At 70.6% G+C, this 26,216-nt stretch carries 22 protein-coding genes and 3 pseudogenes; 7 read left to right on the forward strand and 18 right to left on the reverse strand.

The annotated features are described in order from the left end of the window. The first annotated feature begins 238 nt into the window (after positions 1-238). Positions 239-1,942: an alkaline phosphatase D family protein gene (locus ACFHVL_RS00975; RefSeq protein ID WP_416624719.1), complete on the forward strand. Its 1,704-nt coding sequence runs from the start codon at positions 239-241 to the stop codon at positions 1,940-1,942. Here ACFHVL_RS00975 and smc read toward each other — a convergent pair. Both smc and ACFHVL_RS00985 read right to left on the reverse strand, forming a co-directional pair. Further along, positions 1,902-5,501, reverse strand: coding sequence for a chromosome segregation protein SMC (smc, locus tag ACFHVL_RS00980; RefSeq protein WP_416624669.1), 3,600 nt, complete (start codon positions 5,499-5,501; stop codon positions 1,902-1,904). The two genes, ACFHVL_RS00975 and smc, sit on opposite strands and share 41 nt — an antisense overlap. A 317-nt stretch (positions 5,502-5,818) precedes the next feature. After that, positions 5,819-6,013, reverse strand: coding sequence for a hypothetical protein (locus ACFHVL_RS00985; protein WP_326554934.1), 195 nt, complete (start codon positions 6,011-6,013; stop codon positions 5,819-5,821). 407 nt (positions 6,014-6,420) lie between these two features. On the opposite strand from ACFHVL_RS00985, the gene ACFHVL_RS00990 reads away from it, so the two are divergent. Further along, complete coding sequence (locus tag ACFHVL_RS00990; RefSeq protein ID WP_416624671.1) at positions 6,421-7,809, forward strand: CAP domain-containing protein; 1,389 nt, start codon at positions 6,421-6,423, stop codon at positions 7,807-7,809. Positions 7,810-7,871: 62 nt separating this feature from the next. On the opposite strand, the pseudogene mutM reads toward ACFHVL_RS00990, so the two are convergent. The 8 genes and pseudogenes from mutM to rsmD form a co-directional block, all read right to left on the reverse strand. Further along, a pseudogene (gene mutM / locus ACFHVL_RS00995) lies at positions 7,872-8,711 on the reverse strand (bifunctional DNA-formamidopyrimidine glycosylase/DNA-(apurinic or apyrimidinic site) lyase); the annotation flags it as partial. A 31-nt stretch (positions 8,712-8,742) separates the two neighbouring features. Then, positions 8,743-9,633, reverse strand: coding sequence for a ribonuclease III (gene rnc / locus ACFHVL_RS01000; protein WP_416624673.1), 891 nt, complete (start codon positions 9,631-9,633; stop codon positions 8,743-8,745). Beyond that, complete coding sequence (locus ACFHVL_RS01005) at positions 9,630-10,652, reverse strand: phosphate acyltransferase PlsX (RefSeq protein ID WP_416624721.1); 1,023 nt, start codon at positions 10,650-10,652, stop codon at positions 9,630-9,632. Before ACFHVL_RS01005 ends, rnc begins: the two co-directional genes overlap by 4 nt. Before the next feature lie 45 nt (positions 10,653-10,697). Then, positions 10,698-10,871, reverse strand: a complete 174-nt coding sequence (gene rpmF / locus ACFHVL_RS01010) for a 50S ribosomal protein L32 (protein WP_326554937.1) — start codon at positions 10,869-10,871, stop codon at positions 10,698-10,700. Positions 10,872-10,876: 5 nt separating this feature from the next. Further along, positions 10,877-11,440 (reverse strand): YceD family protein, encoded by a 564-nt coding sequence (locus ACFHVL_RS01015; RefSeq protein ID WP_416624675.1) that lies wholly within the window; start codon positions 11,438-11,440, stop codon positions 10,877-10,879. 90 nt (positions 11,441-11,530) lie between these two features. Then, positions 11,531-12,031, reverse strand: a complete 501-nt coding sequence (locus ACFHVL_RS01020; RefSeq protein ID WP_326555737.1) for a hypothetical protein — start codon at positions 12,029-12,031, stop codon at positions 11,531-11,533. Positions 12,032-12,210: 179 nt separating this feature from the next. Beyond that, on the reverse strand, positions 12,211-12,702 hold the full coding sequence (gene coaD, locus ACFHVL_RS01025) for a pantetheine-phosphate adenylyltransferase (protein WP_416624677.1): 492 nt from the start codon (positions 12,700-12,702) through the stop codon (positions 12,211-12,213). Next, positions 12,699-13,265 (reverse strand): annotated as a pseudogene (rsmD, locus tag ACFHVL_RS01030) (16S rRNA (guanine(966)-N(2))-methyltransferase RsmD); the annotation flags it as partial. The gene coaD and the pseudogene rsmD, both read right to left, overlap by 4 nt. A 387-nt stretch (positions 13,266-13,652) precedes the next feature. Between rsmD and ACFHVL_RS01035 the strand changes: the two are divergent. Beyond that, positions 13,653-14,657 carry an LPXTG cell wall anchor domain-containing protein gene (locus ACFHVL_RS01035; protein ID WP_416624679.1) on the forward strand — a complete coding sequence of 335 codons (1,005 nt, stop codon included), beginning with the start codon at positions 13,653-13,655 and terminating at the stop codon, positions 14,655-14,657. A 111-nt stretch (positions 14,658-14,768) separates the two neighbouring features. On the opposite strand, the gene recG is transcribed toward ACFHVL_RS01035, so the two are convergent. Together recG and ACFHVL_RS01045 are read right to left on the reverse strand one after the other, a co-directional pair. Continuing rightward, a complete protein-coding gene (gene recG, locus ACFHVL_RS01040; protein WP_416624681.1) occupies positions 14,769-16,982 on the reverse strand; it encodes an ATP-dependent DNA helicase RecG in 2,214 nt (737 codons plus the stop codon). Positions 16,983-17,001: 19 nt separating this feature from the next. After that, complete coding sequence (locus ACFHVL_RS01045; protein ID WP_416624683.1) at positions 17,002-18,660, reverse strand: DAK2 domain-containing protein; 1,659 nt, start codon at positions 18,658-18,660, stop codon at positions 17,002-17,004. Positions 18,661-18,889: 229 nt separating this feature from the next. Here ACFHVL_RS01045 and rpmB point away from each other — a divergent pair, with 229 nt between their 5' ends. Continuing rightward, the gene (gene rpmB, locus ACFHVL_RS01050) at positions 18,890-19,084 is read left to right on the forward strand and encodes a 50S ribosomal protein L28 (protein ID WP_326554943.1); all 195 of its coding nucleotides are present in this window, start codon (positions 18,890-18,892) and stop codon (positions 19,082-19,084) included. A gap of 112 nt (positions 19,085-19,196) precedes the next feature. Here rpmB and ACFHVL_RS01055 read toward each other — a convergent pair whose 3' ends face one another. Continuing rightward, positions 19,197-19,670 (reverse strand): GNAT family N-acetyltransferase, encoded by a 474-nt coding sequence (locus ACFHVL_RS01055; protein WP_326555738.1) that lies wholly within the window; start codon positions 19,668-19,670, stop codon positions 19,197-19,199. Positions 19,671-19,727: 57 nt separating this feature from the next. After that, positions 19,728-20,666 (reverse strand): thiamine-phosphate kinase, encoded by a 939-nt coding sequence (locus ACFHVL_RS01060; protein ID WP_416624685.1) that lies wholly within the window; start codon positions 20,664-20,666, stop codon positions 19,728-19,730. A gap of 111 nt (positions 20,667-20,777) precedes the next feature. On the opposite strand from ACFHVL_RS01060, the gene ACFHVL_RS01065 reads away from it, so the two are divergent. Continuing rightward, complete coding sequence (locus ACFHVL_RS01065; protein ID WP_326554945.1) at positions 20,778-21,011, forward strand: Lrp/AsnC ligand binding domain-containing protein; 234 nt, start codon at positions 20,778-20,780, stop codon at positions 21,009-21,011. Beyond that, complete coding sequence (locus tag ACFHVL_RS01070; protein WP_416624687.1) at positions 21,011-21,751, forward strand: DUF3515 family protein; 741 nt, start codon at positions 21,011-21,013, stop codon at positions 21,749-21,751. The genes ACFHVL_RS01065 and ACFHVL_RS01070 overlap by 1 nt, the downstream gene beginning before the upstream one ends. Before the next feature lie 15 nt (positions 21,752-21,766). Here ACFHVL_RS01070 and ACFHVL_RS01075 read toward each other — a convergent pair whose 3' ends face one another. Continuing rightward, positions 21,767-22,867: a D-alanine--D-alanine ligase family protein gene (locus ACFHVL_RS01075; protein WP_416624688.1), complete on the reverse strand. Its 1,101-nt coding sequence runs from the start codon at positions 22,865-22,867 to the stop codon at positions 21,767-21,769. A gap of 208 nt (positions 22,868-23,075) precedes the next feature. Then, positions 23,076-23,256 (reverse strand): annotated as a pseudogene (locus ACFHVL_RS01080) (DUF397 domain-containing protein); the annotation flags it as partial. A gap of 132 nt (positions 23,257-23,388) precedes the next feature. Between ACFHVL_RS01080 and ACFHVL_RS01085 the strand changes: the two are divergent. Beyond that, the gene (locus ACFHVL_RS01085) at positions 23,389-23,613 is read left to right on the forward strand and encodes a hypothetical protein (protein WP_416624689.1); all 225 of its coding nucleotides are present in this window, start codon (positions 23,389-23,391) and stop codon (positions 23,611-23,613) included. Positions 23,614-23,633: 20 nt separating this feature from the next. On the opposite strand, the gene ACFHVL_RS01090 is transcribed toward ACFHVL_RS01085, so the two are convergent. Together ACFHVL_RS01090 and ACFHVL_RS01095 are read right to left on the reverse strand one after the other, a co-directional pair. Beyond that, positions 23,634-24,050 (reverse strand): hypothetical protein, encoded by a 417-nt coding sequence (locus tag ACFHVL_RS01090; RefSeq protein ID WP_416624690.1) that lies wholly within the window; start codon positions 24,048-24,050, stop codon positions 23,634-23,636. Between the two features lie 144 nt (positions 24,051-24,194). After that, positions 24,195-26,216 (reverse strand): RHS repeat-associated core domain-containing protein (locus tag ACFHVL_RS01095; protein WP_416624692.1); only part of this gene is annotated, 2,022 nt, incomplete at its 5' end.

The raw sequence follows: 26,216 nt of genomic DNA on the forward strand, positions 1-26,216 counted from the left end.
CCCGCCCACCGCGCCCATCAACCGGCGGCCCCGGCCGGTACCCTGTCGCGGCCAGGCGACTCATGCGTGATCGGACACTGGCGCGGGTAGAAACGGGGAACAGTCCGCGCCCCTTCACGAAAGGTCGACGATGCCCTCGACGTCCCGCCGGTACGGCCCACCGGTGCCCGAGAACGCCGTTACGGCCGCTGAAGGCGACGAGCCGCTCGAAACCCTCGTGAACGGCACCGGCGATCCGATATCGGGCACCGAGCTCCTGGTCGGGCCGCTGCTGCGGCGGGTGGTCGGTGATCGGGCCACCATCTGGGTGGAGACCAGCGCCCCGGCCACGGTACGGGTCGAGACGTCGGGTGCTGCGGGTGGAACGGCAGCCACCTTCAGCGCGTTCGGACATCACTACGCACTGGTCGTCGTCACCGGGCTCGCCCTCGGCACCAGCGTCCGGTACCAGGTGTTCCTCGATGACCGGCCGGTATGGCCGGAGCCGGACTCGCCGTACCCGCCGAGCGTCATCCGCACCCGTCGGGCCGACGACGCCGATCAGCCCGTACGGCTGCTGTTCGGTTCCTGCCGGGAGACCACCCAGCATTCGACGACCCGCCGGCTGCCACCGGACGCGCTCGACGCGTACGCCCGCCGGCTGGTGGACCTGGACCCGGCCGGTGACGCCTGGCCGGACCTGCTACTGCTGCTCGGCGACCAGGTGTACGCCGACGAGACCTCGCCGGTGATCCGCCGGTTTCTGCGCCGTCGGCGCCGCCACCGCGGGCTGCCGCCCGGTGCCCCCGACGATCAGGTGGTCAGCTTTCCGGAATACACCAAGCTGTACCTGGAGTCCTGGCGGGATCCGGAGATCCGCTGGCTGCTGTCGACCGTGCCCAGCGTGATGATCTTCGATGACCATGAGGTGATCGACGACTGGAACACCTCGGCGCGGTGGCGGGCCGGGATGCACCGGGAAGCCTGGTGGACCGAGCGGATCAGCAGCGGGCTCGCCTCGTACTGGGTCTACCAGCACCTGGGCAACCTCGACCCGGACGAGATCGCGGCCGACCCGGTCTACCGCGCGGTCACCGCCGCCGAGGACGCGACCGAGGTGCTGCGCGAGTTCGGCATCCGGGTCGACACCGAAGCGGACCTGGCCCACGACCAGCAGCGGTGGGCCCAGGTGCAGTACCAGTGGAGCTACTCGTTGGATCTCGGCCGCACCCGGGTGATCGTGCTGGACAACCGGTGCAGCCGGGTGTTGCGGCCCGGCGCCCGCAGCATGTTGCCCGCCGGCGAGTGGTCCTGGTTCACCGACCGGGCACACGGCCGATACGACCACCTGGTCGTCGGCTCGTCGCTGCCCTGGCTGATGCCGCCGGGCATCCACCACCTGGAGTCGTGGAACGAGCGGCTCGCGGACTCACCGCGCCGCCCGGTGGCAGCGGTGTCGGAATGGCTGCGCCAGCTGGTGGATCTGGAACACTGGGCCGCCTTCCGGCGCTCGTTCGACGACCTCGGGCAGGTGTTCGCCCGGCTCGGCACCGGCGATCGGTCGCCCGCCTCGATCAGCGTGCTCTCCGGCGACGTGCACCACTCCTACGTCGCCCGGGCCGAACTGCCCGGCGACGTGCGTACGCCGGTGTATCAGCTCACCTGCTCACCCATCCACAACCAGGTGCCGGCACCGATGCGGCCGCTGATGCGGCTCGGCTGGTGGCGTGGACCCGCCGCCATGGTGCGCGCGCTCGCCCGGACCGCCGGGCTGCCCGCCCCCTCGGTCCGGTGGCGCAAGCTCGACGGACCGTACTTCGGCAACGCGGTGAGCACGTTGGTACACGACGGGGCGTCGGCCGAGGTCGTGTTGGAGGGCACCACGAAGGAGGGTCAGCTCCGCACGGTGGCCAGCCGCCGGCTCACCCCGCCGGGTCCGCCGGTGCCTCCTCGGCGGACTTGAGCCGTTGGCTGATCACCTGAGTCACGCCGTTGCGCATCGTGACGCCGTAGAGGGCGTCGGCCACCTCCATGGTGCGCTTCTGATGGGTGATGATGATCAGCTGGCTGCGGTCGCGCAGTTGCGCCATCAGGGTGATCAGCCGGCCGAGGTTGACGTCGTCGAGCGCCGCCTCCACCTCGTCCATGATGTAGAACGGGCTGGGCCGCGCCCGGAAGATGGCCACCAGCATGGCCACCGCTGTCAACGACCGTTCACCGCCGGAGAGCAGCGACAGGCGTTTGATCTTCTTCCCGGGCGGCCGCGCCTCCACCTCCACCCCGGTGGTCAGCAGGTCGTCCGGGTCGGTCAGCACCAGCCGGCCTTCCCCACCGGGAAACAGCACCGTGAAGACCTGCTCGAACTCGCGGGCGGTGTCGGCGTACGCGCTGGCGAAGACCTCCAGGATCCGGTTGTCCACGTCCGAGACCACGGTGAGCAGGTCCTTGCGGGTCGCCTTCAGATCCTCCAACTGGTCAGAGAGAAACTTGAACCGCTCCTCCAGCGCGGCGAACTCCTCCAACGCCAACGGGTTGACCTTGCCCAGCAGCGCCAACTCCCGCTCCGCCTTCGCGGAGCGCTTCTCCTGGGTGGCCCGGTCGAAGGGCACCGGCTGCGGTTCGGGTCTGCCCCCGGCCGCCGCCGCCGCGATCTGGGGTTGCGTCGGCGGCACCGGCTGATGCGGGCCGTACTCGGACAGCAACGTGTCGACATCGAGGGAGAAGTCCTCGGCCGCCTTCGCCTCCAGCTGTTCGATGCGCAGCCGTTGCTCCGCGCGGGCCACCTCGTCGCGGTGCACCGCGCTGGTGAGCCGCTCCAGTTCGGCGCTGAGGCGCTTCGCCGCACCGCGTACCTCCTGCAACTCGGCCTCCCGCGCGGCCCGCGCCCCGGCGATCTCGTCGCGGGTCCGGGCCGCGTCGACCAGCGAACCGGTGAGCCCGGTCAGCGCGGCACGAGCACCGACGGTGACCGCCCGGGCGATCTGCGCGCCTCGCGCCCGCGACGCCCGCCGGGCCGCGGCCCGTTCCCGGGCCGCCCGCTCGGCCGCGGCCTGCCGCAGCAGCGAATCCGCTCGGCCGGCGATCGAAGAGACCCGTTCCTCGGCGGTACGGACCGACAGCCGCACCTCCATCTCGTTCTGCCGGGCCCCGGGCAGCATCGCCGCCAACTGGTCACGTTCGGCCGTCGAAGGGTCCTCGTCGATCGGCGTCGCCTCGGCGAGCCGCAGCCGCTCCGCCAGCTCCTCCAGGGTCGCCAGGTCGCGTTCCCGGGCCTCGGCTGCCTTGTCGCGGGAGGCACCGAGCCGGTCCGCCTCGGCGCGGGCCGACCGGGCCGCCGCACCGAGCTCGGCCAGCCGGCGGGCAGCGGCGTTACGCTGCCCCTCGGCTTGGCGGCGGGCGGCCGCGGCCGCGGCGACCTGCTCCTTGAGCGTCGCCGCCGTCTCCCGGGCCTCGCCCAGTTGCTCGCGCAGCTCGGCGACGGTCGCCTCGGCGGTGAGCCGGTTGGCGCGGGCCTCCTCGACCGCCGCCTGCACCTCGATGAAACTGGGTGCCTTGGCGGAGCCGCCGGCGGCGGCGTAGGCGCCGACGATGTCGCCGTCGGGGGTGACCGCCCGCAGCTGCGGGCGGTCGACGACGGCCTGGGTGGCGGCGGCGAGGTCGTCGACCAGGATCACGTCGCGCAGGGCCAGGTGCAGCGCCGGGCGTAGCTGCTCGGAACAGGTGATCACGTCCGGTGCCCAGGTCGCCCCGGACGGCAGCGCCGGGCGCAGCGCGTCGGCGGAGCCGATCATTCCCGGCCCCGCCGGGCCGGCCACCACCAGGCTGGCGCGGCCGGAATCCTGAATCTTCAACAGCCGCATCGCCTCGGCCGCCTCGTCGACGCCGGTCACCGCGACCGCGTCGGCGAGCCCGCCGAGCGCGGCGGCCAGCGCCGCCTCGTGTCCGGGTGCGACGGTCAGCATGCTGGCCAGGCTGCCGAGCAGGCCGGGAATCTGGTCGGCCCGGGCCAGCAGCGCCCCGGCACCGTCGGCCCGACGCAACCCCATCGCCAGGGCGTCCTCCCGCGCCTGCCAGGTGGCGGCTTCCTTCTCGGCCCGACGCTCGGCGTCGGAGAACTGCCGTACCGCCGCGGCGGCGGCGTCGTGGGCGGCCACCGCCTCGGCGTGCCGGGCGTCGAGGTCGGCGTTGTCGCGGTCGGCCTCGGTGGACTGCTCGGCCGCCGCGTCCAGCTCCTGCTGGGCCTGGTCGGCACGACCCTGCGCGTCGGCGTATGCGGCGGCGAGCCGGGAGATCTCCTCGGCGGAGCTGGAGGTACGGGCCCGCGCCGAGTTGACCTGGCCGGTCAACCTCGCCAGTCCCTCGCGCCGGTCGGCGATCGCCTTGGCCGCGGCGACCAACGCCCGCTCGGCCCGCGCCAGCTGCGCTTCGAGTTGCTGGCGGCCCTCCACCGCCTCGGCGAGCCGGATCTGGTCGTCGGTGAGCGCAGCCCGCAGCTCCTCCTCCTGCTCCCGGATCCGGTGTGCCTCGGCGGTGAGCTGGTCCGGATCGCGGCCGGGTCGCTCGTCGTCTGGCACCATCGACAGGTGCCGCAGTCGTTCGCCGGCCAGCTGCTCGGTGGAGCGGAACCGCTCCTGCAGGGCGGCGAGCTTGTACCAGGTGTCCTGAGCCGCGGCGAGCAGCGGCGCGTCCTCCGCGAGGGCAGCTTCGAGCTCGGCCAACCGACCCTGCACCTCGACGTGCTCGGCTTCCACTTCGGTTCGCCGCTGTCGCAGCGCCGTCTCGTCGGCGATCTCCTTGTCGAGGGTGGTCCGCAGAGTGGTCAGGTCGTCGGCGAGCAGACGCAGCCGGGCGTCGCGCAGGTCGGCCTGGATGCCGGCGGCCCGGCGGGCCACCTCGGCCTGGCGGCCCAGCGGTTTGAGCTGACGGCGCAGTTCGGCGGTCAGGTCGGTGAGCCGGTCTAGGTTCGTCTGCATCGCGGTCAGCTTGCGCAGCGCCTTTTCCTTGCGCTTGCGGTGCTTGAGCACGCCGGCGGCCTCTTCGATGAAGGCCCGCCGGTCCTCCGGCTTGGCGTGCAGTACCGCGTCGAGCTGGCCTTGGCCGACGATGACGTGCATCTCCCGGCCGATGCCGGAGTCGGAGAGCAGTTCCTGGATGTCGAGCAGCCGGCACGAGCTGCCGTTGATCTCGTACTCGCTCTCGCCGGAGCGGAACATCCGGCGGGTGATCGAGACCTCGGTGTATTCGATCGGCAGCGCACCGTCGGTGTTGTCGATGGAGAGGGTGACCTCGGCCCGACCGAGCGGGGCGCGGCCGGCGGTGCCGGCGAAGATGACGTCCTCCATCTTGCCGCCGCGCAGCGCCTTGGCACCCTGCTCGCCCAGCACCCAGGAGATAGCGTCGACGACGTTGGACTTGCCGGAGCCGTTGGGACCGACCACGCAGGTGATCCCGGGCTCCAGCTTCAAGGTGGTGGCGGAGGCGAAGGATTTGAAACCCTTCACCGTCAGGCTCTTGAGATGCACGGTCCGATTCCTCGTCCAACGGGTCGCCGGGCGGCCGTCAGTGCTGGTCAGTACCGCACAGGCTAACCCGTCCGGGCCCTCGCCACCTGGTACGCCATGGGTGCACGGCTCACGCCAACGGGGTGCCGGGCAACGCCAACAGGGTGCCGGGCAACGCCAACAGGGTGCCGGGCAACGCCAACAGGGTGCCGGGCAACGGGCGGACGGCTACAAAAGGATGCGCGCCGGCACTGGCGTGTCGGCGCGCTCTCGGTGCGTGCGTTCTGGGATCTGGATCACTGGCAGTGGGCGCCGGCGGGTGACCGGCGCCCGGGAGATCAGGTGAGCGCGGGCTCAGCGAGCCGCAGCAGGTCGTCGGTTTCGGCGACCTCTGCCGCGAGCCGGTCGTTCTCGGCCCGCAGCCGGGTGATCTCGAACTCCAGTGCCTGAACCGTGGCACGCAATCGGGTGACCTCGTTGAGCAGGCGCCGGTCGGGTGCTGCACCAACGTGGCCGTAGAGGGCCTTCGCCATTTCGTCTCCTTGTAATGCGCTGCCGGAAAGGCCGGCCAACGCGCGCCCGTGAAATCCCCGCGACTGTCAACCCTCGGGCATGCGAGGGCACGACTGGGCGCGACTGGCGACACCCCTATGTTCCGCCGAAGTCATCGCTTCGTCAAGTTGCACCAGACGAGGATCACCACATCATCTACCGAATCTATCGCCCAAAAGGTACGAAGGGCGGCGGTTTTGCGGTGTAGGTCACAGGAGCGCCGTTGGGCCCCAGCGACGAACTGTCCGCCTTATCTCTTCCTTAGGTCGATCGCCGGTTTCCCTTAGAACAGTTGCCGAGCCTCCCACCCGGCCCATAGCGTCGCAATCGGCCCCGAGTGCCCCGGCGAGTCCGGTCGGCGCCGCCGCCGACACCCCACCTGCGGAGGATGAAGACCTTGTACCGGCGCAACGACCGGGTCAATGGCACGAGCCCGGACAGGCTGCCGCCGTCCGCCGCGAGTCCTGCCGGCCGTGACGGCACTGGCCATGAGAGCACCGACTGGGACGACGACCGGCTCGGACAGCGTTCCTGGCATGACCACCTCGACACGGGCTGGCGCGGCGACAGCGACCACAACCCTTCGGCCGGCTCCTACGCCCCAGCGGACCCCTACCCCTCGACGGCAGGACATCTTGCGGCCGCCGGGTATCCCCCGGAGGACGGATACGCCCCGATCGACAGCTACCCGCCAGTCGACAGCTACTCGCTGACCGACGGCTACTCGCTGACCGACGGCCACCCCCCGGTGGACGGTCACCCCGGCCTGGCTCGCGACGCCGACTGGCCCGCCGGCACCGGCGGGTACGAATTCGACGACACCGCCGGGTTCGACGACACCGGCCGCGACCTGTCCGGCGGCAACGACGCCACCGGATGGATCGAAGCCGACGACTCCGCTACCGTCAGCCACGAAACCGTCGGCCGACGCCGGGCGCGCAAGACCAGAAAGGACGCCGACGCCACCGGGCCGGGCAGCAACCGTCGGCGACGCTTCGTACCCGGACCAGTCGCGCTGGCCACGCTCGTCGCCGTCCTGCTGGTCGCCATCGGCGGCGGAGTCGCCATGCTGCGCGCCGGGCTCACCGGCGGGCCGGACGACGGGTCCGGCAAGGGCGGTACGGCGACAGCCGGACTCGACACGACCGTCGATCCGCCTGCCGGCCCGACCAGCTCCACCGCCGACCCGCAGATCGGCGAACCGGAGGTCCTCGCCGCCGAGCTCGGACCCGCCCCCACCCCGAGCGCCAGCCCGGCCCCACCACCACCACCACCGCCGCCGACCTCGGCCGCCCCAGTTCCGAGCCGCACCACTCCCACCGCGCAACCGCAGCGCACCACCCCGGCCGCCGCCCCGACCACCCCGGCGCCGCAGCAGCCGCCGGCCGACTCCAACAACCTGGAGCAGCAGGTGTTGGTAATCGTCAACCAGGAACGCGACGCCAACGGGTGCGGGCCGGTGACCATCAACACCCGGCTCTCCGAGGCGTCCCGGCTGCACAGCGAAGACCAGGCCGCAACCAACAACATGTCCCACGACGGCAGCGACGGCAGTTCGCCGTGGGAGCGCGCCGAACGGGCCGGCTACCAGCGGGCGATCGGCGAGAACGTCGCGGCCGGCTATCCTACCGCCGCCGCGGTCATGCAAGGCTGGATGAACAGCCCCGGCCACCGGGCCAACATCCTCAACTGTGACGCCGTCGCGATGGGCGTCGGCACGGCTGAATCGGCCAGCGGCACCCTGTACTGGACTCAGATGTTCGGGGCGGTCGCGTAGCCCGGCCCGTCGCCGACCGCAGCGGACGGCCGTCGGGCCACGGCCACCGGCCCACCGGTCTCCCTCGGGCTCGGCTGACACCGCGGGCAACTGAACGACGACCGGTTCATGAACGACTCCCGCCGGACGGCCGCACCGCAGCGGCGGCAGGGCCGGCCTTCCTGGCCGTACACGTTCAGTGAGCGGTCGAAGTACCCGCTCTGCCCGTTGACGTCGACGTACAACGCGTCGAAGCTCGTGCCACCCTGGACGATTGCGTCGGAGAGCACCTCGCGTACCTGGGCCAGCAGCAGCGTGACGGTCGCCGCGGTCAGCCGGTCGGTAGGCCGGGAGCCGTGCAGCTCGGCACGCCACAGCGCCTCGTCGGCGTAGATGTTGCCGATCCCAGAGATCAACGACTGGTCCAGCAGCGCCCGCTTGATCTCGGTTCGCCGCCGACGCAGCGCGACGACGAAGGCCTCGTCGGAAAAGTCCGGGTCGAGCGGATCGCGGGCGATGTGCGCGATCTCCGCCGGGAGGTCGGCACCACCGGCGGAGACCGTGAGCCCGCCGAACGTACGCTGATCGACGAAGCGCAGTTCGGGACCGCCGTCGGTGAACCGGAACCGGATCCGCAGATGTGCCTCGTCCGGCGCCGTGGCCGGCTGCAGCAGCAACTGTCCGGACATGCCGAGATGACCGACGATGGCGTCTCCGCTGTCCAGCGGCAACCACAGGTACTTGCCCCGTCGGCGTACATCGAGAATTTGACGGTCGGTCAGAACGGCGGCGAAGTGCACCGGGCCCGGCACGTGCCGGCGGACCGCACGCGGATGGCGGACCTCGACAGCGGCGAACCGCCGGCCGAGCACCCAGCCGGCCAGGCCCTGCCGGACGGTCTCGACCTCGGGTAGCTCTGGCATCGGGTCCTCCCTGGACGGGGTCGCGGGCGGCTCAGGCGGACGCAGCCGGATCCGGCCGGTCCTGGTCACCGCGCGACTGACCGTCCACCGGAGCCGGCAGCGAGCCTTCCGCTGCAGCCGGCAGCGTGCCGTCGGACGGCACCACCGGGCTGTCGGGGGACGCGGGGCTGTCGGGGGTCACCGCGGCACCGGCCGACTCCGTGGCTTCAACCATCTGCGTGGAGAGGGTACGCCAGGCGGCCTCGGCGGCCCGCTGCTCGGCCTCCTTCTTACTCCGACCCTCGGCTCCGCCGTACCGCTGCTGAGCGACCACCACCCAGGCGGTGAAGGTCTTGGCGTGATCCGGGCCGGCGTCGTCGATGCGGTACTCGGGAACGCCGAGCCCCAGCGTCGCGGTCAACTCCTGCAGGCTCGTCTTCCAGTCCAGGGCGGCGCCCCGCCGGGCCGACTGCGCCATCAGCGGATCGAACAGGCGATGAATCACGATCGATGCGGTGTCCAGCCCGTACTGCAGGTAGACCGCGCCGAGCAACGCCTCCAGGGTGTCCGCCAGGATACTCGCCTTGTCGCGCCCGCCGGTGCTCTCCTCGCCCTTGCCGAGCAGCAGGTACGGGCCGAGTCCGTGTGGGCCCAGCGACCGGGCCACCTCGGCCAGTGCCCGCATGTTCACCACGCTCGCCCGCAGCTTGGCGAGCTGCCCTTCCGGCAGGTCCGGATGGTTGTGGTAGAGCGCCGAGGTGATCACCACCCCGAGCACCGAGTCGCCGAGGAACTCCAGCCGCTCGTTGGTGGGCAGTCCGCCGTTCTCGTACGCGTACGACCGGTGGGTCAACGCCCGTTCCAACAGGTCGGCGTCGAAGGCGATGCCGAACGCCGCCTCCAGATGGACCACCGGCGGACGGCGGAGCTGGTTGTTGCTCATGGTGATACCTCGTCCTGATCTGCGAGCTGCCGGGTGGAGTCGTCGAGCATCCCGGCGACCGTCGCGGTCACCTGGTCACGATGCAGGCTGGCGGCGAGCGCGATCCCGGCGGCGAGGTCCGCGCCGCTGGCCGCGCCGTGGCAGACCACCACCGCTCCGGCCACCCCGAGCAGCATCGCGGCCCGGGGGGCGATCCCGCCCGGTTCCGCGCCGCCGGCCATGGCGTACGCACCTTCGATGCCCTTGAGGAGGACGTTTCCGGTGAACCCGTCGGTGACGACGACGTCGGCGCGACCGCCGAGGGTGACGTCATGTCCTTCGACCAGCCCGACATAACGGCCGGCGGCGGGCAGGGCCGCCGTCTGGAACAGGGTGTCGGCGCTGCGTCGGGCACGGTCGCCCTTGCCCGGCTCGACGCCGATCGACAGCAGCCCGACCCGGGGGCGGCGCAGGCCGAGCCGGGCGGCCGCATACGCGGCCCCGAGTCGGGCATGCTGGGCCAAGGTCGCCGGGCGGGCCTCCACGGAGGCACCGACGTCGAGCAGCACCACCGGGCCGGTGACCGCCGGCAGCAACGCGACGAGCGCGGGCCGACGCATCGTCGGCCAGCGGCCGAGGCCGAGCGCGGCCGCGGTGACGATCGCACCGCTGGGCCCGGCGGAGATCACCGCGTCCGCCGCGCCTTCGGCGACGGCGGCCACCGCGGCCTGGATGGTGGTGGCGGCCCGGCCGCCGCGAACCGGCCCGTCGGCCATCTCGGCGGCGCGCGTAGCCGGCCGTACGGCGACCCGGTGCTGTTGCCCGGCGGGCAGCGCGGCGCGGACCTCGCCGGCGATGTCCGGCGGGCCGACAAGCAACAACTCGAGATTGGGATCAGCACGGCAGGCGTGCAGAGCGCCGTCAACCACGACGGCGGGTGCCCCATCCCCGCCGAGGAGGTCGACGGCGATCCGCAGGGTGCCCGTCGGGGAGACGGTGCCGGCCCGTTCCCGGGCCGGCGCACCCGGCGATCGCCAGATCGTCCGCGCCGCCCGATCGGAGACCGGCGACGTCACGACGACCGATCAGACCTCGATGACCTGGCGGCCGTTGTAGGTGCCGCAGACGGTGCAGGCGGTGTGCGGCAGCTTGGCGGACTTGCACTGCGGGCACTCCACGGTGACCACCGCGGAGGTCTTCCACTGGGACCGGCGGGACCGGGTGTTGCTACGGGACATCCGGCGCTTGGGAACGGCCACGGTTCTTACTCCTCTTGGCGGGTCAGTTGCGACAGGCCGGCCCACCTGGGGTCGACCTCCTGGTGACTGTGGTCGTCCGGCAGCTCGTCCCAGTGCACCCCGCATTCGGAGCACAGCCCGGGACAGTCGCTCCGGCAGAGCGGGTTGGTCGGCAGTGTGAGCACCACCGCGTCCCGCAGCGCCGGCTCCAGGTCGATCAGATCGTCCTGCAACCGGCCTACCTCGTCGGTGTCGGTCGTCTCGTCCGTGGTGCTGTTCTCGTACGCGTACAGCTCCTGGATCGTGACGGTCAGCGACTCGTCGATCGCGCGCAGGCAACGCCCGCACTCGCCGGAGACCGGTCCGGAGACCGTCCCGGAGACGAGGACCCCTTCGGAGACCGACTCGAGCCGCAGGTCGAGGCTCAGGTCGGCACCCTCGGGGACGCCGTTCATCTCCAACCCGAGGTCTGCCGGCGCAGGCACCACCCGGCTGACGGTACGCAACGCGCCAGGCCGGCGCGGCAGTTCCCGGGTATCGAGAACGAGCGGCGACCTGGGGTTGAGTGTGTTCGACGAGTGATTGCGCATAGTCAGACTCCGGCCTGGTAGAGGCCGACATAGCAGGTTACCCGAGCAGCGGCCGTAGCGTCGAATTGGGTCAGGGTCGGGCGGCGCAGGTCAGAACGGCAACGGGCGCTCGCTCTCGTCCCCCGCACCGAAGGTACCGATCTCGCGCAGCGCGTGCATCTTGTCCCGACCACGCTCTATCGAGGCCAACGCCCGGGTCAGGAACTGCTCGAAGTTTGCCAGGGCGGTGTCGACGTAGTCGTCGACCTCGGCCCGCAGCCGTTGGGCCTCGGCCCGTGCCTCGGCGACGATCCGGGCACCCTCGTGCTCGGCGGAGACGGTGATCTCGTTCACCGACACCAGGCGGGCGTGTTCCGCCTCACCCTCGCTGATGATCCGGTCCGCCTCCCGCTTGCCGGCGTCCATGATCTTGTCCCGCTCCTCCAGCAGCGCGGCGGCCCGGCGGATGTCCGCCGGCAACTCGGCCCGCAACTGGTCGAGCACGCCGATCATCTCGGCCCGGTCGAGCATGCAGTTGTTCCTGGACATCGGCACGGCCCGCGCGGTCTCCACCATCGCGATGATCTCGTCGATGCGGTCGAACGGATCCACCAGCATCTCACTCCCTGTTGTCGGCGGGTCGACCCAACATGATGTCAAGGCCGGGCCAGAACGTCATCATCGCAACCGGCGAACCGGTCGTCGCTCCACCAATGATGCGACCCTGCACAACACGCGGTCCATCCTGACCCCCGGCAAGTCGCGGCGCGCCGCACCGGGGGGGCGAGGTCTCAGGCCGCTGGCGGCGGCGTGACGACGCGGGCGATCAACTGCTCGCGCACCACGTCGGGCAGGTGTGCCGACACGTCACCGCCCCACTTGGCCACTTCCTTGACGAGGCTGGAGGAGACGAACGAGTAGAGCGGATTGGTGGGCATGAACAAGGTCTCGACGCCGGCCAGCCCGATGTTCATCTGGGCCATCTGCAACTCGTAGTCGAAGTCACTCACCGCGCGTAGCCCCTTGACCACCACCACGGCGTCCTGCGCCTTACAGAAGTCGACCAGCAGACCCCTGAACGCAGCGACCCGGACGTTTCGATAAGACTCCGTCACTTCGCGCAGCATCGATATCCGTTCGTCGACGGTGAACAACCCCGCCTTGGACTGGTTGATCAGAACCCCGACGATGACCTCGTCGAACAGCCGGCTGGCCCGGCCGATGATGTCGAGGTGACCATTGGTTACCGGATCGAACGAGCCGGGACACACCGCGCGTCTCATGATCGCCGACCGTACCAAAGCATGGTCTCGCCGTACCGCCGCCCGCGTTCGGCAGTGATGCCTTCCACCCAGCTCAGGGCCGGCCCACGGGCCGATCGCTCGACCACGACCACCGCGTCCGGAGCTAGCCAGCCATTGGTGACCAGCGTGTCGAGCACGGCCCGCAGCTGGTCGTCGGTCACCGCGTACGGCGGGTCGGCGAAGACCACGTCGTAGCCGGGGCCGTCCGGCGGCGCGGCCAGGGCGGTGGCGACCTTGGCGGTGACCAGCCGGGCATCGGCCGCCACCCGCAACGCGGCGATGTTCTCCCGGATCGTACGGGCGGCCCGGGCGTCGGATTCGACCAGCAGCGCGTGGGACGCGCCGCGCGACAACGCCTCCAGGCCGACCGCGCCGCTGCCGGCGTACAGGTCCGCGAAGCGGGCCCCGACCAGGTCCGTCATCGTGCCAATGGCACTGAACAGCGCCTCCCGGACCCGATCGGCGGTGGGCCTGGTGCCGACGCCGGGCGGTGCCGCGATCCGCCGCCCGCCGAGCCGGCCGGAGATGATCCGGGTCATCGGCGACGGGCGGTGGCGGTGTCCGGTGCGGTCATTGCATGGACGCTAGCCCATCACCACCCAGTCACCCGAACCGCCCACGACCGCCACGATCTGTGCGGTTACCACTGGGTATTTCGCTACCCAAGTGACTGTTGATACGTCAATAACTACCAGCGGATGGCTACCTGAACACTTTACGTAGATTAAATATCTCAAATCAACAACATGATTCTTAGCCCGAGCTTTGGGTCACCGCCGCACTTCAGGAGCCGCTAAGGTCTGGCGCTGTACCGGCGGGACACGCCGGTCGCACGACGCGGGGAGCCGTTGCACCAGCCATCGACTGAGTTTGTCCAGTAGGTGTCCGCCTGCCCGCCGTGCCCTGAACCCCCTTACTCAGGAGTACGTGTGAACCGTCTGAAGTCTCCGCTTCGTCGCGCCATGGCCGTCGCGGCCGGCGCAACGATCGGCCTGGTCGGCGCGGTGGCCCTGACCACCCCCGCCAGCGCGCACCACCCCATCCCGGTCGGCCTACCGGTCTGCGTGACGGCAGACGGCGACTGGAAGGTCGTCTGGAAGGTCTGGAACAGCGAGCGGGACCTCGCCGCGACCTTGACGGCTGTCTCGACCGATCCGGCCGGGAGCGAGCTCACCGGCGAGATCGTCGTCGGCGCGGAACTGCCGACCGGCAAGGAGGGCATCCGCAGCGAGCAGACTCTGCCGTCCGAGGTCTCCCAGGTGACCCTGACGGTGACCGCTGAGTGGAGCCGGGCCGGGTCCAAGAAGACCAAGATCGTCACGCAGACCGTCACCAGCAACGCGGTGAAGAAGCCGCGGCGGCCGATCGACGGGTGCGCCGAGCCGTCGCCGGAGCCGACTTCCGAGCCGACTCCCGAGCCGACTCCCGAGCCGAGCACGAGCAGCGAGCCGAGCCCGGAGCCGACCGAGAGCCCCACCGCACCGGCGACCCCGGAGCCGACCGAGAGCGCCACCCCGGAGCCGACCGAGCCGCCGGTGGTGGAGCCCAGCGAGCCGGAGGGCGTCGTCGAGTACACCTGCGACCAGCTGATCTTCACGATCAACAACCCGGAGGACGGCGAGACCGTCACCGTCGACTTCGTGCCGAACGAGGGTGACACGCTCACCGTCACCGTGGGTCCGGGTGAATCCGGAGTCGCCGAGTTCGACGCGTTCGAGGGACTCGAGGTCACTCCGGTCATCGAGGGCTTCGATGACACAGAGGCCTTCGCCTGGGAGCTGCCGGAGGACTGCGAGGGTGGCGAAGGCGGCGGCGAGCTGCCGGTCACCGGTGCCGCCGCTGGCGGCATCGCCGCTGGCGCCGTCGCGCTGCTCGCGATCGGTGGCGTGCTGTTCTACCTGGCGCGTCGTCGGCGGGTCACCTTCACCGCCTGAGCTGTCCATCACTGAGATCGAGTGACTGACTAGCCAACCGCACCACCCCTGGAAGGGCGTCGACCACCCCGGTCGGCGCCCTTCCGCTCGCCCCCGTCCATGATCGCCCCGTCAGCCTTTTTCGAGGTACTCGGCGCGGTCGGCGTCGACCAGGGTGTCGACCGAGGCCGCCAACTCCGGATGCCGGGTCAGCTCCGGATCCTCGTCGAGCAGCTCGATCGCCTCGGCCCGTGCCTGGCCGATCAGGTCGGCGTCGCGCAGCAGCGACAGCAACCGCAGATGCGAGCGACGACCCGACTGGGTTGCCCCCAGCACGTCGCCTTCACGGCGCTGCTCCAAATCCAGCTCGGCCAGCCGGAACCCGTCGGTGGTCGACGCGACCGCGTCCAGCCGCTCGCGGGCCGGCGTACCCTCGGCGGCATCGGTGACCAGCAGGCACAGCCCGGCCGCCGAGCCCCGACCGACCCGACCGCGCAGCTGGTGCAGCTGCGACACCCCGAACCGGTCGGCGTCCAGCACGATCATCACGGTGGCGTTCGGCACGTTCACCCCGACCTCGACCACCGTCGTCGCCACCAACACGTCGACGTCACCGGCGGCGAACGCCCGCATCACCGAATCCTTCGCGTTGGCCGGCAGCCGCCCGTGCAGCACCTCGATCCGCAACCCGCGCAACGGCCCCTCGGCGAGCAGCGGCGCCACCTCGGTCACCGCCAGCGGCGGCCGCCGCGCCCCGGGATCGTCACCGTCGCCGGGAGGCTCCTCGTCGGCGCCGGTGCCGGTCGCGTCACCGATGCGGGGACAGACCACGTACGCCTGGTGGCCGGCGGCCACCTCCTCGCGTACCCGCCGCCAGGCCCGCTCCAGGAACGCCGGCTTGTCCGCCGCCGGCACCACATGCGAGACGATCGGCGACCGGCCCCCGGGCAGCTGGGTGAGCGCCGAGACCTCCAGGTCGCCGTAGACGGTCATCGCGACGGTGCGCGGGATCGGGGTCGCGGTCATCACCAGTACATGTGGCGGCTGCTCGGCCTTGGCCCGCAACGCGTCGCGCTGCTCCACGCCGAAGCGGTGCTGCTCGTCGACCACCACCAGACCCAGGTCGGCGAAGTCGACGCCCTCGTACAGCAGGGCGTGGGTGCCGATGACGATCCCGGACCGGCCGGCGCGGACCTCGTCCAGCGCGGCCCGGCGGGCCGCCGCACCCAGCGAACCGGTCAGCAGCGTCACCCGGGTGCCGGCCGGGTCGCCGTCGAGCTCACCGGCCCGGCCCAGCGGCCCCAGCAGCTCCTGGATGCCCCGATGGTGCTGGGCGGCGAGCACCTCGGTCGGGGCGAGCAGCGCCGCCTGACCGCCCGCGTCGACCACCTGCAGCATGGCCCGCAGCGCACAGACCGTCTTGCCGGAGCCGACCTCACCCTGCAGCAGCCGGTGCATCGGATGCGCGACGGCCAGGTCGGCGGCGATCTCCTCGCCGATTCGCTGCTGACCGTCGGTCAGCTGGTACGGCAGCCGTTCGTCGAAGGCGGCCAGCAGGCCGCCGTCGGAGCGGGGCCGGGGTCGCGCCGGCCAGTCGGCGGCGCGCAGCTTGCGGCGCACCAACGTCAGCTGTACGGCGAACGCCTCGTCCCACTTGAGTCGCCGCCGGGCCTGGAACAGCTCCGGCTCGCTGGCCGGGCGGTGGATCCGCCGCAACGCCGGGTCGAGGCCGATCAGGGTGCGGCTGGCCCGCACCGCCGCCGGCATCGGGTCCTCCGGCGCGGTGAGCACGTCCAGCACGGTCCGTACGCAGCGGGCGATCACCCAGGTGGGGACGGCGGCCGCCGCCGGATAGACCGGGATCAGCGCCCCGGCGAACTCCTCCACCGGGTCCTCGGCGGCCACCTCACCGTCGGCGGCACCGTCGCCGAGCAGCACGTACTCGGGGCCGTTGAGCTGGCGGACGCCCCGGAACTCGGTGACCTTGCCGGCGAACAGCCCCCACCGGCCCGGTTTGAGGTCCCGCTCCCGCCACGCCTGATTGCCGAAGAAGGTCAACGTGAGGGTGCCGCCGGTGCCGTCCTCGACGACCGCTTCGAGCAGCTTGCCGCGCCGCTGACGCATCGGTCGTACGGTGGTCCGCCGCACCTGGCCCAGGACGGTGACCTGCTCCCCCACCTCCAGCGAACGGATGTCGGTATGTTCGCCGCGCTGGTCGTAGCGGCGGGGAAAGTGGTAGAGCAGGTCCCCGACGGTGTGCAGGTCGAGGTGGTCGGCCATCGCCTTGGCGGTCTTCGCGCCCAGGTTGACGGTCAACGGGGTGTCCAACGTGCATGGCTGAGTCATCCGGGCTCCAACGGCTGCATCATTCGACTCCGACCAGGAGCGGGAAGTGTGGCTGGCCGCCGGTGTAGGTGTGCACCTCGACGAACGGCCAGCAGCGGGTCACGTGTGCTTCGACCGCCGTGCCGAGCCCGGCCGGTGCCTGGTCACCGAGGATCAGGGTGACCAGGTCACCGCCGCCGCCGAGCAGCTGGTCGAGCAGGTTGCGGCAGGTGCCGTCCAGGTCGGTGCCGATCAGCAGCACCTCCCCCTCGACCAGCGCGAGTACGTCGCCGGGGCGGCAACGACCGGCGACGGTGAGGGCTTCGCGGGCGGCGAAACACACCTCGGCGTACCGGCAGGCGCCGGCGGCCTCGGCCATCGCGATCACGTCGTCGTCGAAGCGGCGCTGCGGGTCACGGACCGCGAGCGCGGCGAGGGCCTGCGCCGGGGACCTGGTCGGCACCACGGCGACCGTGACCCCGGCGGTCTCCGCCTCGCGGGCGGCGAGGCCGGCGACGGCCTGGGTGTCCGGATCGTTGGGCAGCACCACGACTTCGGTGGCGCCGGTGGCCCGGACGGCGTCGAGCAGCTCGGCGGTGGACGGGGATCCGCCGACGACGGCGGCACCTTCGCCGGCGAACAGGGTGGCGAGGCCGGCGCCGGTGGCGACCACGACGGCGGACCGGGTGGGCGGACCGGCCGGCACCGGGTGGTCGGCGAACCGGGTGACCGAGATCTGGTACGGCCGGCCGGCGGCGATCCCCGCCTCGATGGCGGCACCGATATCGTCGACGTGCACGTGCACGTTCCACACCGGAGGGTCGTCGCCGGTGCCGACGACGACCAGCGAGTCGCCGATCGCGGCCAGTGCGGCCCGCATCGCCTCGACGGCGTCGGCGGGTGCGTCCAGCAGGAACTGCACCTCGTAGCCGTACTCGTCGGATCCGGTCTCGCGGGCGGTGACCGGCACCGGGCCGGCGGCCGGGACGACCGGGGCCGGCTGCCCCGCCCCGCCGTCGCGGCCTTCGCCGATGCGGTCGGTGCCGCCGGCTGTGCCGCTGGTGCCGGTGTCGCCGTCGACCACGACGAGCAGGGCGTCGAGCAGCAGGCACAGGCCCCGGCCGCCGGCGTCGACCACGCCGGCGCGGGCCAACGCCGGCAGCTGGGTGGGGGTGATGGCGAGGGCGTCACGGGCGGCCGAGGCGGCGGCCCGTACCACTGTGGTCAGGTTGTCGGAGCCGGCGCGGTCGGCGGCGCGCGCGGCGGCGGCGACCACGCTGAGCACGGTCCCTTCGACCGGGCGGGCGACCGCCGCGTACGCCGCGTCGGTGGCGACGGTCAACGCCGCCGCCAGGGCCCGGCCCCGGACCACCGTGGTGTCGGTCAGCGCGTCGGCGAGCCCGCGCAGGATCTGCGAGACGATCACCCCGGAGTTGCCCCGGGCACCGAGCAACGCACCCCGGGCCATCAGCCGCAGCACCCGGCCGTGCGCGGTCTGCTCCCCCTCAGGGGAGTTGTCCAGGTCCAGGGCGAGCGCCTGCTGGGCGGAGGTGAGCGTCAGCACCAGGTTGGTGCCGGTGTCGCCGTCGGGCACCGGGTAGACGTTGAGCGCGTCGATCTCGCCCTGGTGACGACGCAGCGCGGCCAGTCCACCCGCGCACCACCGACGGACGGCGGCGTCGTCGAGGGTGTCCAGCACGGCGATGAGCCTACTGGCGGTCGCCGACAGGCGCGGCGAAGACGAGCCCGGGCTGCGGTGCGGACCACGCCACGGGCTGCGGTGAGCGGCGCGGCGGGCTGCGGTGAGCGGCGCGGCGGGGGCGGTTGGCCGGCGGCCTGCTCGATCGGGTAACCTGGCCAGGTTGTCTGGGCGGTGTGTGTCCCGGCGACCGGCAACCTGATTATCAACAAATCCCCAGGAGTGTTCCGTGGCTAGCGTGTGCGACGTCTGTGGCAAGGGGCCGGGCTTCGGTCACAACGTGCCGTGGTCCAAGAAGAAGACCAACCGCCGCTGGAACCCGAACATCCAGACGGTGCGCACCCCGGCCGGTGGCGGCAACACCCGCAAGGTCAAGGCCTGCACCTCCTGCCTCAAGGCCGGCAAGGTGGTCCGGGGCGCCTGAGCCCCGCCCCCACTGATCGACACTTCCGTAGCCGCCGGGCCAGCTTGGTCCGGCGGCTACGTGTGTTCCCCCCGGACAGCGGGGAGCTCAGGTCCCCGGACAGCAGGATGGTTCAGAGCACCCGACCGAAGGACAGGCAACCCGGCGAGTCCCGGTAGTAGCCGAAGTTAGGAATCCGGGCGTACCCGCTGCTGCTGTAGAGCGCGATCGCCTCGGGCTGCTTGTCGCCGCATTCCAGGATGAGCCGGCGGCGGCCCTGACCGGCAGCGGAGCGTTCCACGGCGGCGAGTAGCGCCCGGGCCACGCCCCGGCCGCGGGCGTCGGCCGCGACGTACATCCGCTTGAGCTCGGCGTCCTCGCCGGAGGTGCCGTGGCTGCGCCAGCCGGCGCAGCCGGCCGGCGCTCCGTCCAGGTGGGCGATCAGGAAGGCCCCGCCGGGCGGGTCGAAGTCGGCCGGGTCGACCGGGGTGTCGTCGCCGGTGCCGCCGTAGCGGGCACCCAGATCGGCCATGGCGGCGGCGACGAGGCGTTGCGCGACGGCGTCGGTGAAGCGGACCCGGCGCAGCTCGACGCCGGTGGAGAGCAGTTCAGTCACGGATAAAGGGTAGTGCGGCGCTGGCCGATCGCCCGGTGTGGTGGCGCGTTACTGGAAGTGTTCCCAGCCGGGGGCGCCCTGGTAGGGCTGGCCGTCGATGGTCACCCCGGCACCCTTGACCACGTGCCCGACGTGCCGCCAACCCTTCGGCAACGGCAGGTCCTCGGGAAAGGTCGCGGCGAGGGCGTGGTCGTCGCCACCACCGAAGATCCACTGGTACGGGTCGACGCCGAGCGCGTTGGCGGTGTCGCGCATCTGCGGTGGCACCTCGAACGCCTCCCGCCGCAGGTCGATGCCGACCCGGCTGGCGGCGGCGATGTGCCCCAGGTCGGCGATCAGCCCGTCCGAGACGTCGATCATGGCGCTGGCGCCGACGTTCGCGGCGGCCGGACCGGCCGCGTACGGCACCTCGGGACGTCGATGCGCTTCCACCAGCAGCTTCGGTGAGCGGAAGCCGCGCGAGAGCACCGTGTAGCCGGCGGCGGCATAGCCGAGCCGCCCGGCGAGCGCGACCACGTCGCCGGCGTGCGCCCCGCCGCGCAGCACCGGGGTGGCGCCGTGCAGGTCGCCGAGGGCGCTCACCGCGATGGTCAACGTGGGGCTGGCCGACATGTCACCGCCGACGACGGCTGCACCGACCTTGGCAGCCTCGTCGTTCAGGCCGACCGCCAGGTCCTCGGCCCAGCCCGCGTCGGTCTCCGGCGGCGCGCAGAGCGCCACCAGCAACGCGGTCGGCACCGCCCCCATCGCCACGATGTCGGCCAGGTTCGCGGCGGCCGCCCGGTGCCCGACGTCGATGGCGCTGGACCAGTCGCGCCGGAAGTGCCGGCCCTCGACGAGCACGTCGGTGGAGGCGACCACCCGGCCGTCGGAGGCGGCGACGATCGCCGCGTCGTCGCCGGGACCGAGCAGGGTGGCCGCGCCTGAATGTAGCCGCGCGGTGACCCGGGAGATGAGCCCGAATTCACCCGCCCGTGCCACATTCACCGGTACACCTCGTTCATCGTCGTCTCCACTCGGGCACCGTCATGAATCCGGCCTGCTCCGTACGGTAGTTTCACGTTCGAGTCGCCCTCGGCGGCGGATAGGAGTCGGGTCGTGGTCCAGGCATACATCCTCATCCAGACCGAAGTCGGAAGGGCACGCGACGTGGCTGACGCGATCGCGGACATTTCCGGCGTGGTCCGGGTGGACGCGGTGACCGGGCCGTACGACGTCGTCGTACTGACCGAGGCGCATACCGTGGACGAACTCGGCACGATGATAGTCAGCCGGGTCCAGATGGTGCCGGGCATCACCCGCACCCTGACGTGTTCGGTGGTTCGACTGTAGTGACCGACCAGCTCAACTCCCCTACTACCAGTGCTTCCTCGCCCGGCGTCGACCCGGGCGAGTCGTCCGCGCCGGCTCCCGACGGCCTTCGACCGCGCGGGTCAGGGTCGGCTCCCGACGAGCCTGGACCGGGCGGGTCCGGGTCGGCTCCCGCCGGGCGGGACCGCACCACCCGGCAGGCAGCGATCTGGGCCACCGTGGTGGCGCTGCCGTTGACCGTGATCGTGGCACTGGCCGCGATCAGCCGGCTCACCCCGGCCAACCCCGTCGTCGACCCACAGGCGGGCGCGGACCCGTCGGCGTCGGCGTCGGTCGCGCCGGTGCCGACCACGCCGGTGCAGATCGCCGCACCCGCCCTGGGTGAACGCGCCGAGATCGTCTGCCGGGCCTTGCTGTCCCAACTTCCCGGTACGCTGCGCGACCTGCGCCAACGGCCGGTCAGCGCCGGGGCGGAACAGAACGCCGCGTACGGCGAACCGCCGATCACCGTCGCCTGCGGGGTGCCGGCCGCCACGTTCGCGCCGACCGACCTGGTGTACCCGCTGGACGGGGTCTGCTGGCACGCCGCCGAGCAGCCCGACGCCACGGTCTGGACCACCGTCGACCGGGAGATTCCGGTGCAGGTCACCGTGCCCGGCACGTACGACGAGCCGGGCCAGTGGGTGATCGCGTTCGCCGACACCCTGATCGAGACGGTGCCCAGCGACGCCGACGCCGCCCCACGCGGCTGCCGGGCCTGAGCCTATGACCGCCGCTTAGTGCAGGCCGGTGCCCCGGCTGAGCGCGGAACGGATCAGCCGGTCGACCAGCTTCGGGTACTCCAGGCCGGTCGCCGCCCACATCCGCGGGAACATCGACGTCGAGGTGAACCCCGGCATCGTGTTGATCTCGTTGAGGTAGACCCGCAGGTCGTCGGTGACGAAGAAGTCGACCCGGGCCAGCCCGGCACAGTCCAACGCGGTGAAGGTCCGGCAGGCGTAGTCCTGCACCTGCTTGGTGACGTGCTCCGGCAGCCCGGCCGGGATGTCGTACTCGCAGGAGTCGTCCAGGTACTTCGCCTCGAAGTCGTAGAACTCGTGGCCGGCGACCACCCGTACCTCGGCCAGCAGCGACGCCTCCGGGCTGCCACCGGCCTCACCCTCGATCACCCCGCACTCGACCTCCCGGCCGACGATCGCCGCCTCGACGAGCACCTTCGGGTCGATCGCGCGGGCGGCGGCGACCGCCGCGTCCAGCTCCGCCCAGTCGGCGACCTTGGTGACGCCACAGGACGAACCGGCCCGCGACGGCTTCACGAACACCGGCAGGCCGAGACGCTCCTTGTCGGCGTCGCTGAGGCTCACCCCGGAGCGCAGCACCGCGTACGGGCCGATCGGGATGCCCTCGGCGGTAGCCAGCTTCTTGGTGAACTCCTTGTCCATCGCGGCGGCCGAGGCGAAGACCCCGGCCCCGACGTACGGGATGTCGGCCATCTCCAGCAGGCCCTGGATGGTGCCGTCCTCGCCGTACGCGCCGTGCAGCGCCGGGAAGACCACGTCGACGCCGGCCAACACGGACGCCCCCTCGATCGGGTCCAACATCATGATCCCGTTGTCGGTTGGGTCGGCCGGCAGCACCACGGCGGAGCCGGCGGCGGCGGTGACCTCCGGCAGCCGCCGGTCGGCGATGGCGAGCTGAGAATCCTCCCCCGAGGTGAGCACCCATCGCCCGGCGCGGGTGATGCCGACCGGCACGATCTCGTACTCGTCGCTGTCCATCGCGGCCAGGATGCTGCCGGCGCTGACGCAGGAGATCGCGTGCTCGGTGCTGCGGCCGCCGAAGACGATGGCGACGCGGGTCTTCCGTGGGCTTGTCACAGGGGCGCCTTTCTTCGCGGCCGCACACGCCTGCCGAGCTGGTTCAGGGGGAGCCCAACAGGTACGCGGGTTCACGTTTCCCGCTCACGCCGGTGACCCTACTCTGCGTACCCGTCGGACGTGCCCTGTCCGGCCAGCTTTCCACCCGCCGGTGCACCCAGTAACCGGCAGGCAACTGGCACCGTTGAGCCGCGACGCGCGGCGCGGGTCAGCTTGGCTCGGACACGCCCATGCAGGCGTATCCGGCGAACGCTGCGCACTTGTCTGGCGCGAAGACGAGCGCTGGGCCGTGCGGGTCTTTGGAGTCTCGGACGCCGATGGCACCGGACTGGTTTGTCGGCGACCTCAACGCAGTCGCCACTGTTGCCGTCGCTGCGGGTGCTCTTGCGCCCCTGTCAGGAAAGCTCGTGGCAGCCCAGATCGAGGATCAGCGTCGCGTTCCAGACCCAGTCCTCCAGGTCGGCCGACTTTCACACCCATACCAGCAACATGATGAGTCATCTGACCGCAGCCCGTCACCGGTGGCTGACCGCTGGTCCAGCTATCCGCGTACGGCCCCCGACCTCAACCCGGTCGAGAGTCTGTGGTCGACGGCGAAAGCCGACCTGGGCGAGCCCGCCATCGACGGCATGGACCACCGCGCCGCGATCATCCGCAACCGGCTCAAACGCATCCAGTACCGGCCGGACCTGATACCCGGCTTCCTCACCCAGACCAGACTCGCCCTCGAACCGGAACCACCCTGACAACTACAGACCTCAGCTATTCAACCACTGTAGCCAGGAAGCATGTCCCCTACTTGGTGACTCTCTAGCAGCACGACGATGCCAGCAGAGCAGGACTCCGGATCTATGTAAGGCGTGAAGGCGGCACCAACTGAGCTAAACGCAACGTTGCCAGTCACTTGCTCCGGACTAAACAGCATGGGTGTCACCGTCACATAGGCAGCAACTCCGCACGCAACGTCTGAGTCTCGCAATCTACACAGCGCCGCCCAAGCGAAGGAAACGCCACGGCGCAGCAAGACGCGAATCGTGTCCGAAGATGCCGGATCGAGATCCATGTCCGGGATGGCTCGCCCATTCACCGCAATTTCGTATCCTACGACATCAGTGAACCTATTGCGGTCGCCGTGGTAACTTTCGCGGAAGCGTTTTAGCAGCACAGCATCCCGCTCGACCACCCAGCCATCCGCAATCACTTCCTCGAAGCCCGGCGGAATGTCGACGGACGACAGGCCCCGAAGCAATCCAGGAGCCCCGACCCCTAGCGCTGCAGGACTAAACCTCATAGCTCCCACCAACCCAACATCTCGCCGACACACTCATCAGCAGAAGCCCTGGATTCCGAGATAGCGAGCACCCTTTGGAATGGCGCCCCGGTAGCTCGGATACTTTTTATCCAACGTCTTCCTCAAGCTTTTTGACATACCTTCAAACTCTCCCGTTTCGAAGTTGTATTGATATTTTGGCGCCTGGCTCGACTTGACCCCATTGATTTGCTCCTGCAAGTGCATCTGCGGGCCGCCTGGCCCTTGCTCCACATCAATTCGATAAGGCCCACCGCGCCAAATCGTCTGGCTGCCAGTCAGCTTCGGAACATCGCCACCGTCATTGTGAACCAGTACTGGCACGTTGCCGGCGATCACGTAGTACGTGTGGATGTCTGCGATAGTGAGGTTGTGAACGGGCGTGTTGGTGGTCCATGGACGGGTGTTGACTACCTCGACCCTACCGCCAGTTGCGGTGAGTAGTTGGTCGTCTGCAGCGAGCCCTCCAGCCGTTGTCCATGTTTCGGAATCCGGGTCCCAGAAGGGGTGGTTGTCAGTTGCGAGTACCCGCTCGACCTTGTCGCCCTGATTGCCGTGGACGTCGACAATGACCTCGGCGAGATTCTTGGTTCCGGCTCCGATGATCGTGGCGACTACGACCTTCGCCGCCGTTTGACCGGTTTCAGGGTCAGTGGCGATGACGTAATCGCCTATCTCAACGTCTTCGATGGGTTTCTTTGTGCCGTCGGCCATGAGGACATGGGTGCCTGGCGTGAAGCTGCTACAGGCTTTTCTGAGGTCGTTGTATTTGTCGAAGAGTTTGGCACCTTTGCCTGCTGCGCCAGCGTAGCCTAGGACCGGTATTGCGGACCCTGCGGACAGTAGGGCGCCTTCCCAGTCACCTTCTGCTGCAGAGACTACCGCGCCTGTGATATCGCAGGGTTCACCGACGTACGGGGCTAGGCCGCAAGCGAAGAGTACGAAATGCACGCACCACATGACGCTCGGACACAGCGCTTCTCCGCTGCCGTAGGAGTAGGAGTGGGTGGGTGGTGCCATCCCGTCGCCCCAGGGGGAGACTTCCGGGGTCGGGTTTGCGCGGGACTCGGTGTTCGCCTGAGCCACGTTGACCGCCGGGGCGGGAGTCGATGTCGGTGCGGGGCTGTACTTTTGGCACGATCCCATGCACGTTTCGTTTCTGGGTGTGCCGCTGACGGTGTGGCCGCCGCCGGGTTTCGGGGTGGCGTACTGGTTACAGCCGAGGTCGCCGCAGACGCGTAGGCCGGTGGGGTCAGTCCAGGTGACGGGGTTGTTGTTGGAGTAGGAGTAGCCGTGCATTTGTTGCAGGTCGGTCAGGTCCATGATCGGGTCGACGGAGATGAACCGGCCGTGCTGGGGTTCGTACTGGCGGGCACCGATGTGTGTCAGTCCGGTGGGGTCGATGTCGCCGCCGACGAAGCCTTTCAGGTTCGGCCAGGTCGGCGTGCTGGTGCCGCGTGGTTCGCCGTACGGGGTCTGCCGACGCTGAGTGACGGCCTGTCCGCCAGTGTGTGAGATGGCGATGTTCTGAGTGGAGTGATGATCCGTGACGAGCCACTTGTGGCCGAAGGCGTCGCGCATTGCGAACACGCCGTCGACGTAGCTGTAGTAGCGGGTAGCGGCCTTTGTCTCGGTGGAGGTGGTGTAACGGATTTCCATGCCCGGTAGGTATAGGGTCTTGCCGGTGGCGTCGCGGCGGATGAGCCGGTCGCCGTCGGCGGTGTAGACGTTCTCGTGCTGCTGGCTGCCGTCGGTGAGTTGGGCCAGCCGTCCTTCGGTGTCCCAGTCCAACGTTTGCGCCGTGGTCGAGCCGGGTCGGGATGTGGTGTTGCCCGCATTGTCGTAGCTGTAGTTGGCGATGCTGCTGCCGGTCGGCCCGGATGTCGTGACGGAGGTCAGGGCGTGCGGCCGGGCCGCGCCCGACGCCGGGTAGGTGTAGGTCTTGGTGGTGTCACCGGCGCTGGTGTGTGACACCTCGGTCAGCCGGTTGCCGATGTCGTTGAACGTCCAGGACTGCCAGTAGGGTGCCGGTCCGCCGAG

This window comes from Micromonospora sp. LOL_023 (genome assembly GCF_048060115.1).
Lineage (GTDB): Bacteria > Actinomycetota > Actinomycetes > Mycobacteriales > Micromonosporaceae > Micromonospora_E.

Coding starts and splice junctions, on each gene's coding strand:
- rnc (WP_416624673.1), bottom strand. CDS start 9,633: ATGAGCAACAACCAGCTCCGCCGTCCGCCGGTGGTCCATCTGGAGGCG.
- ACFHVL_RS01015 (WP_416624675.1), bottom strand. CDS start 11,440: ATGCGCAATCACTCGTCGAACACACTCAACCCCAGGTCGCCGCTCGTT.
- recG (WP_416624681.1), bottom strand. CDS start 16,982: ATGACTCAGCCATGCACGTTGGACACCCCGTTGACCGTCAACCTGGGC.
- ACFHVL_RS00990 (WP_416624671.1), top strand. CDS start 6,421: ATGAAGACCTTGTACCGGCGCAACGACCGGGTCAATGGCACGAGCCCG.
- coaD (WP_416624677.1), bottom strand. CDS start 12,702: ATGAGACGCGCGGTGTGTCCCGGCTCGTTCGATCCGGTAACCAATGGT.
- ACFHVL_RS00985 (WP_326554934.1), bottom strand. CDS start 6,013: ATGGCGAAGGCCCTCTACGGCCACGTTGGTGCAGCACCCGACCGGCGC.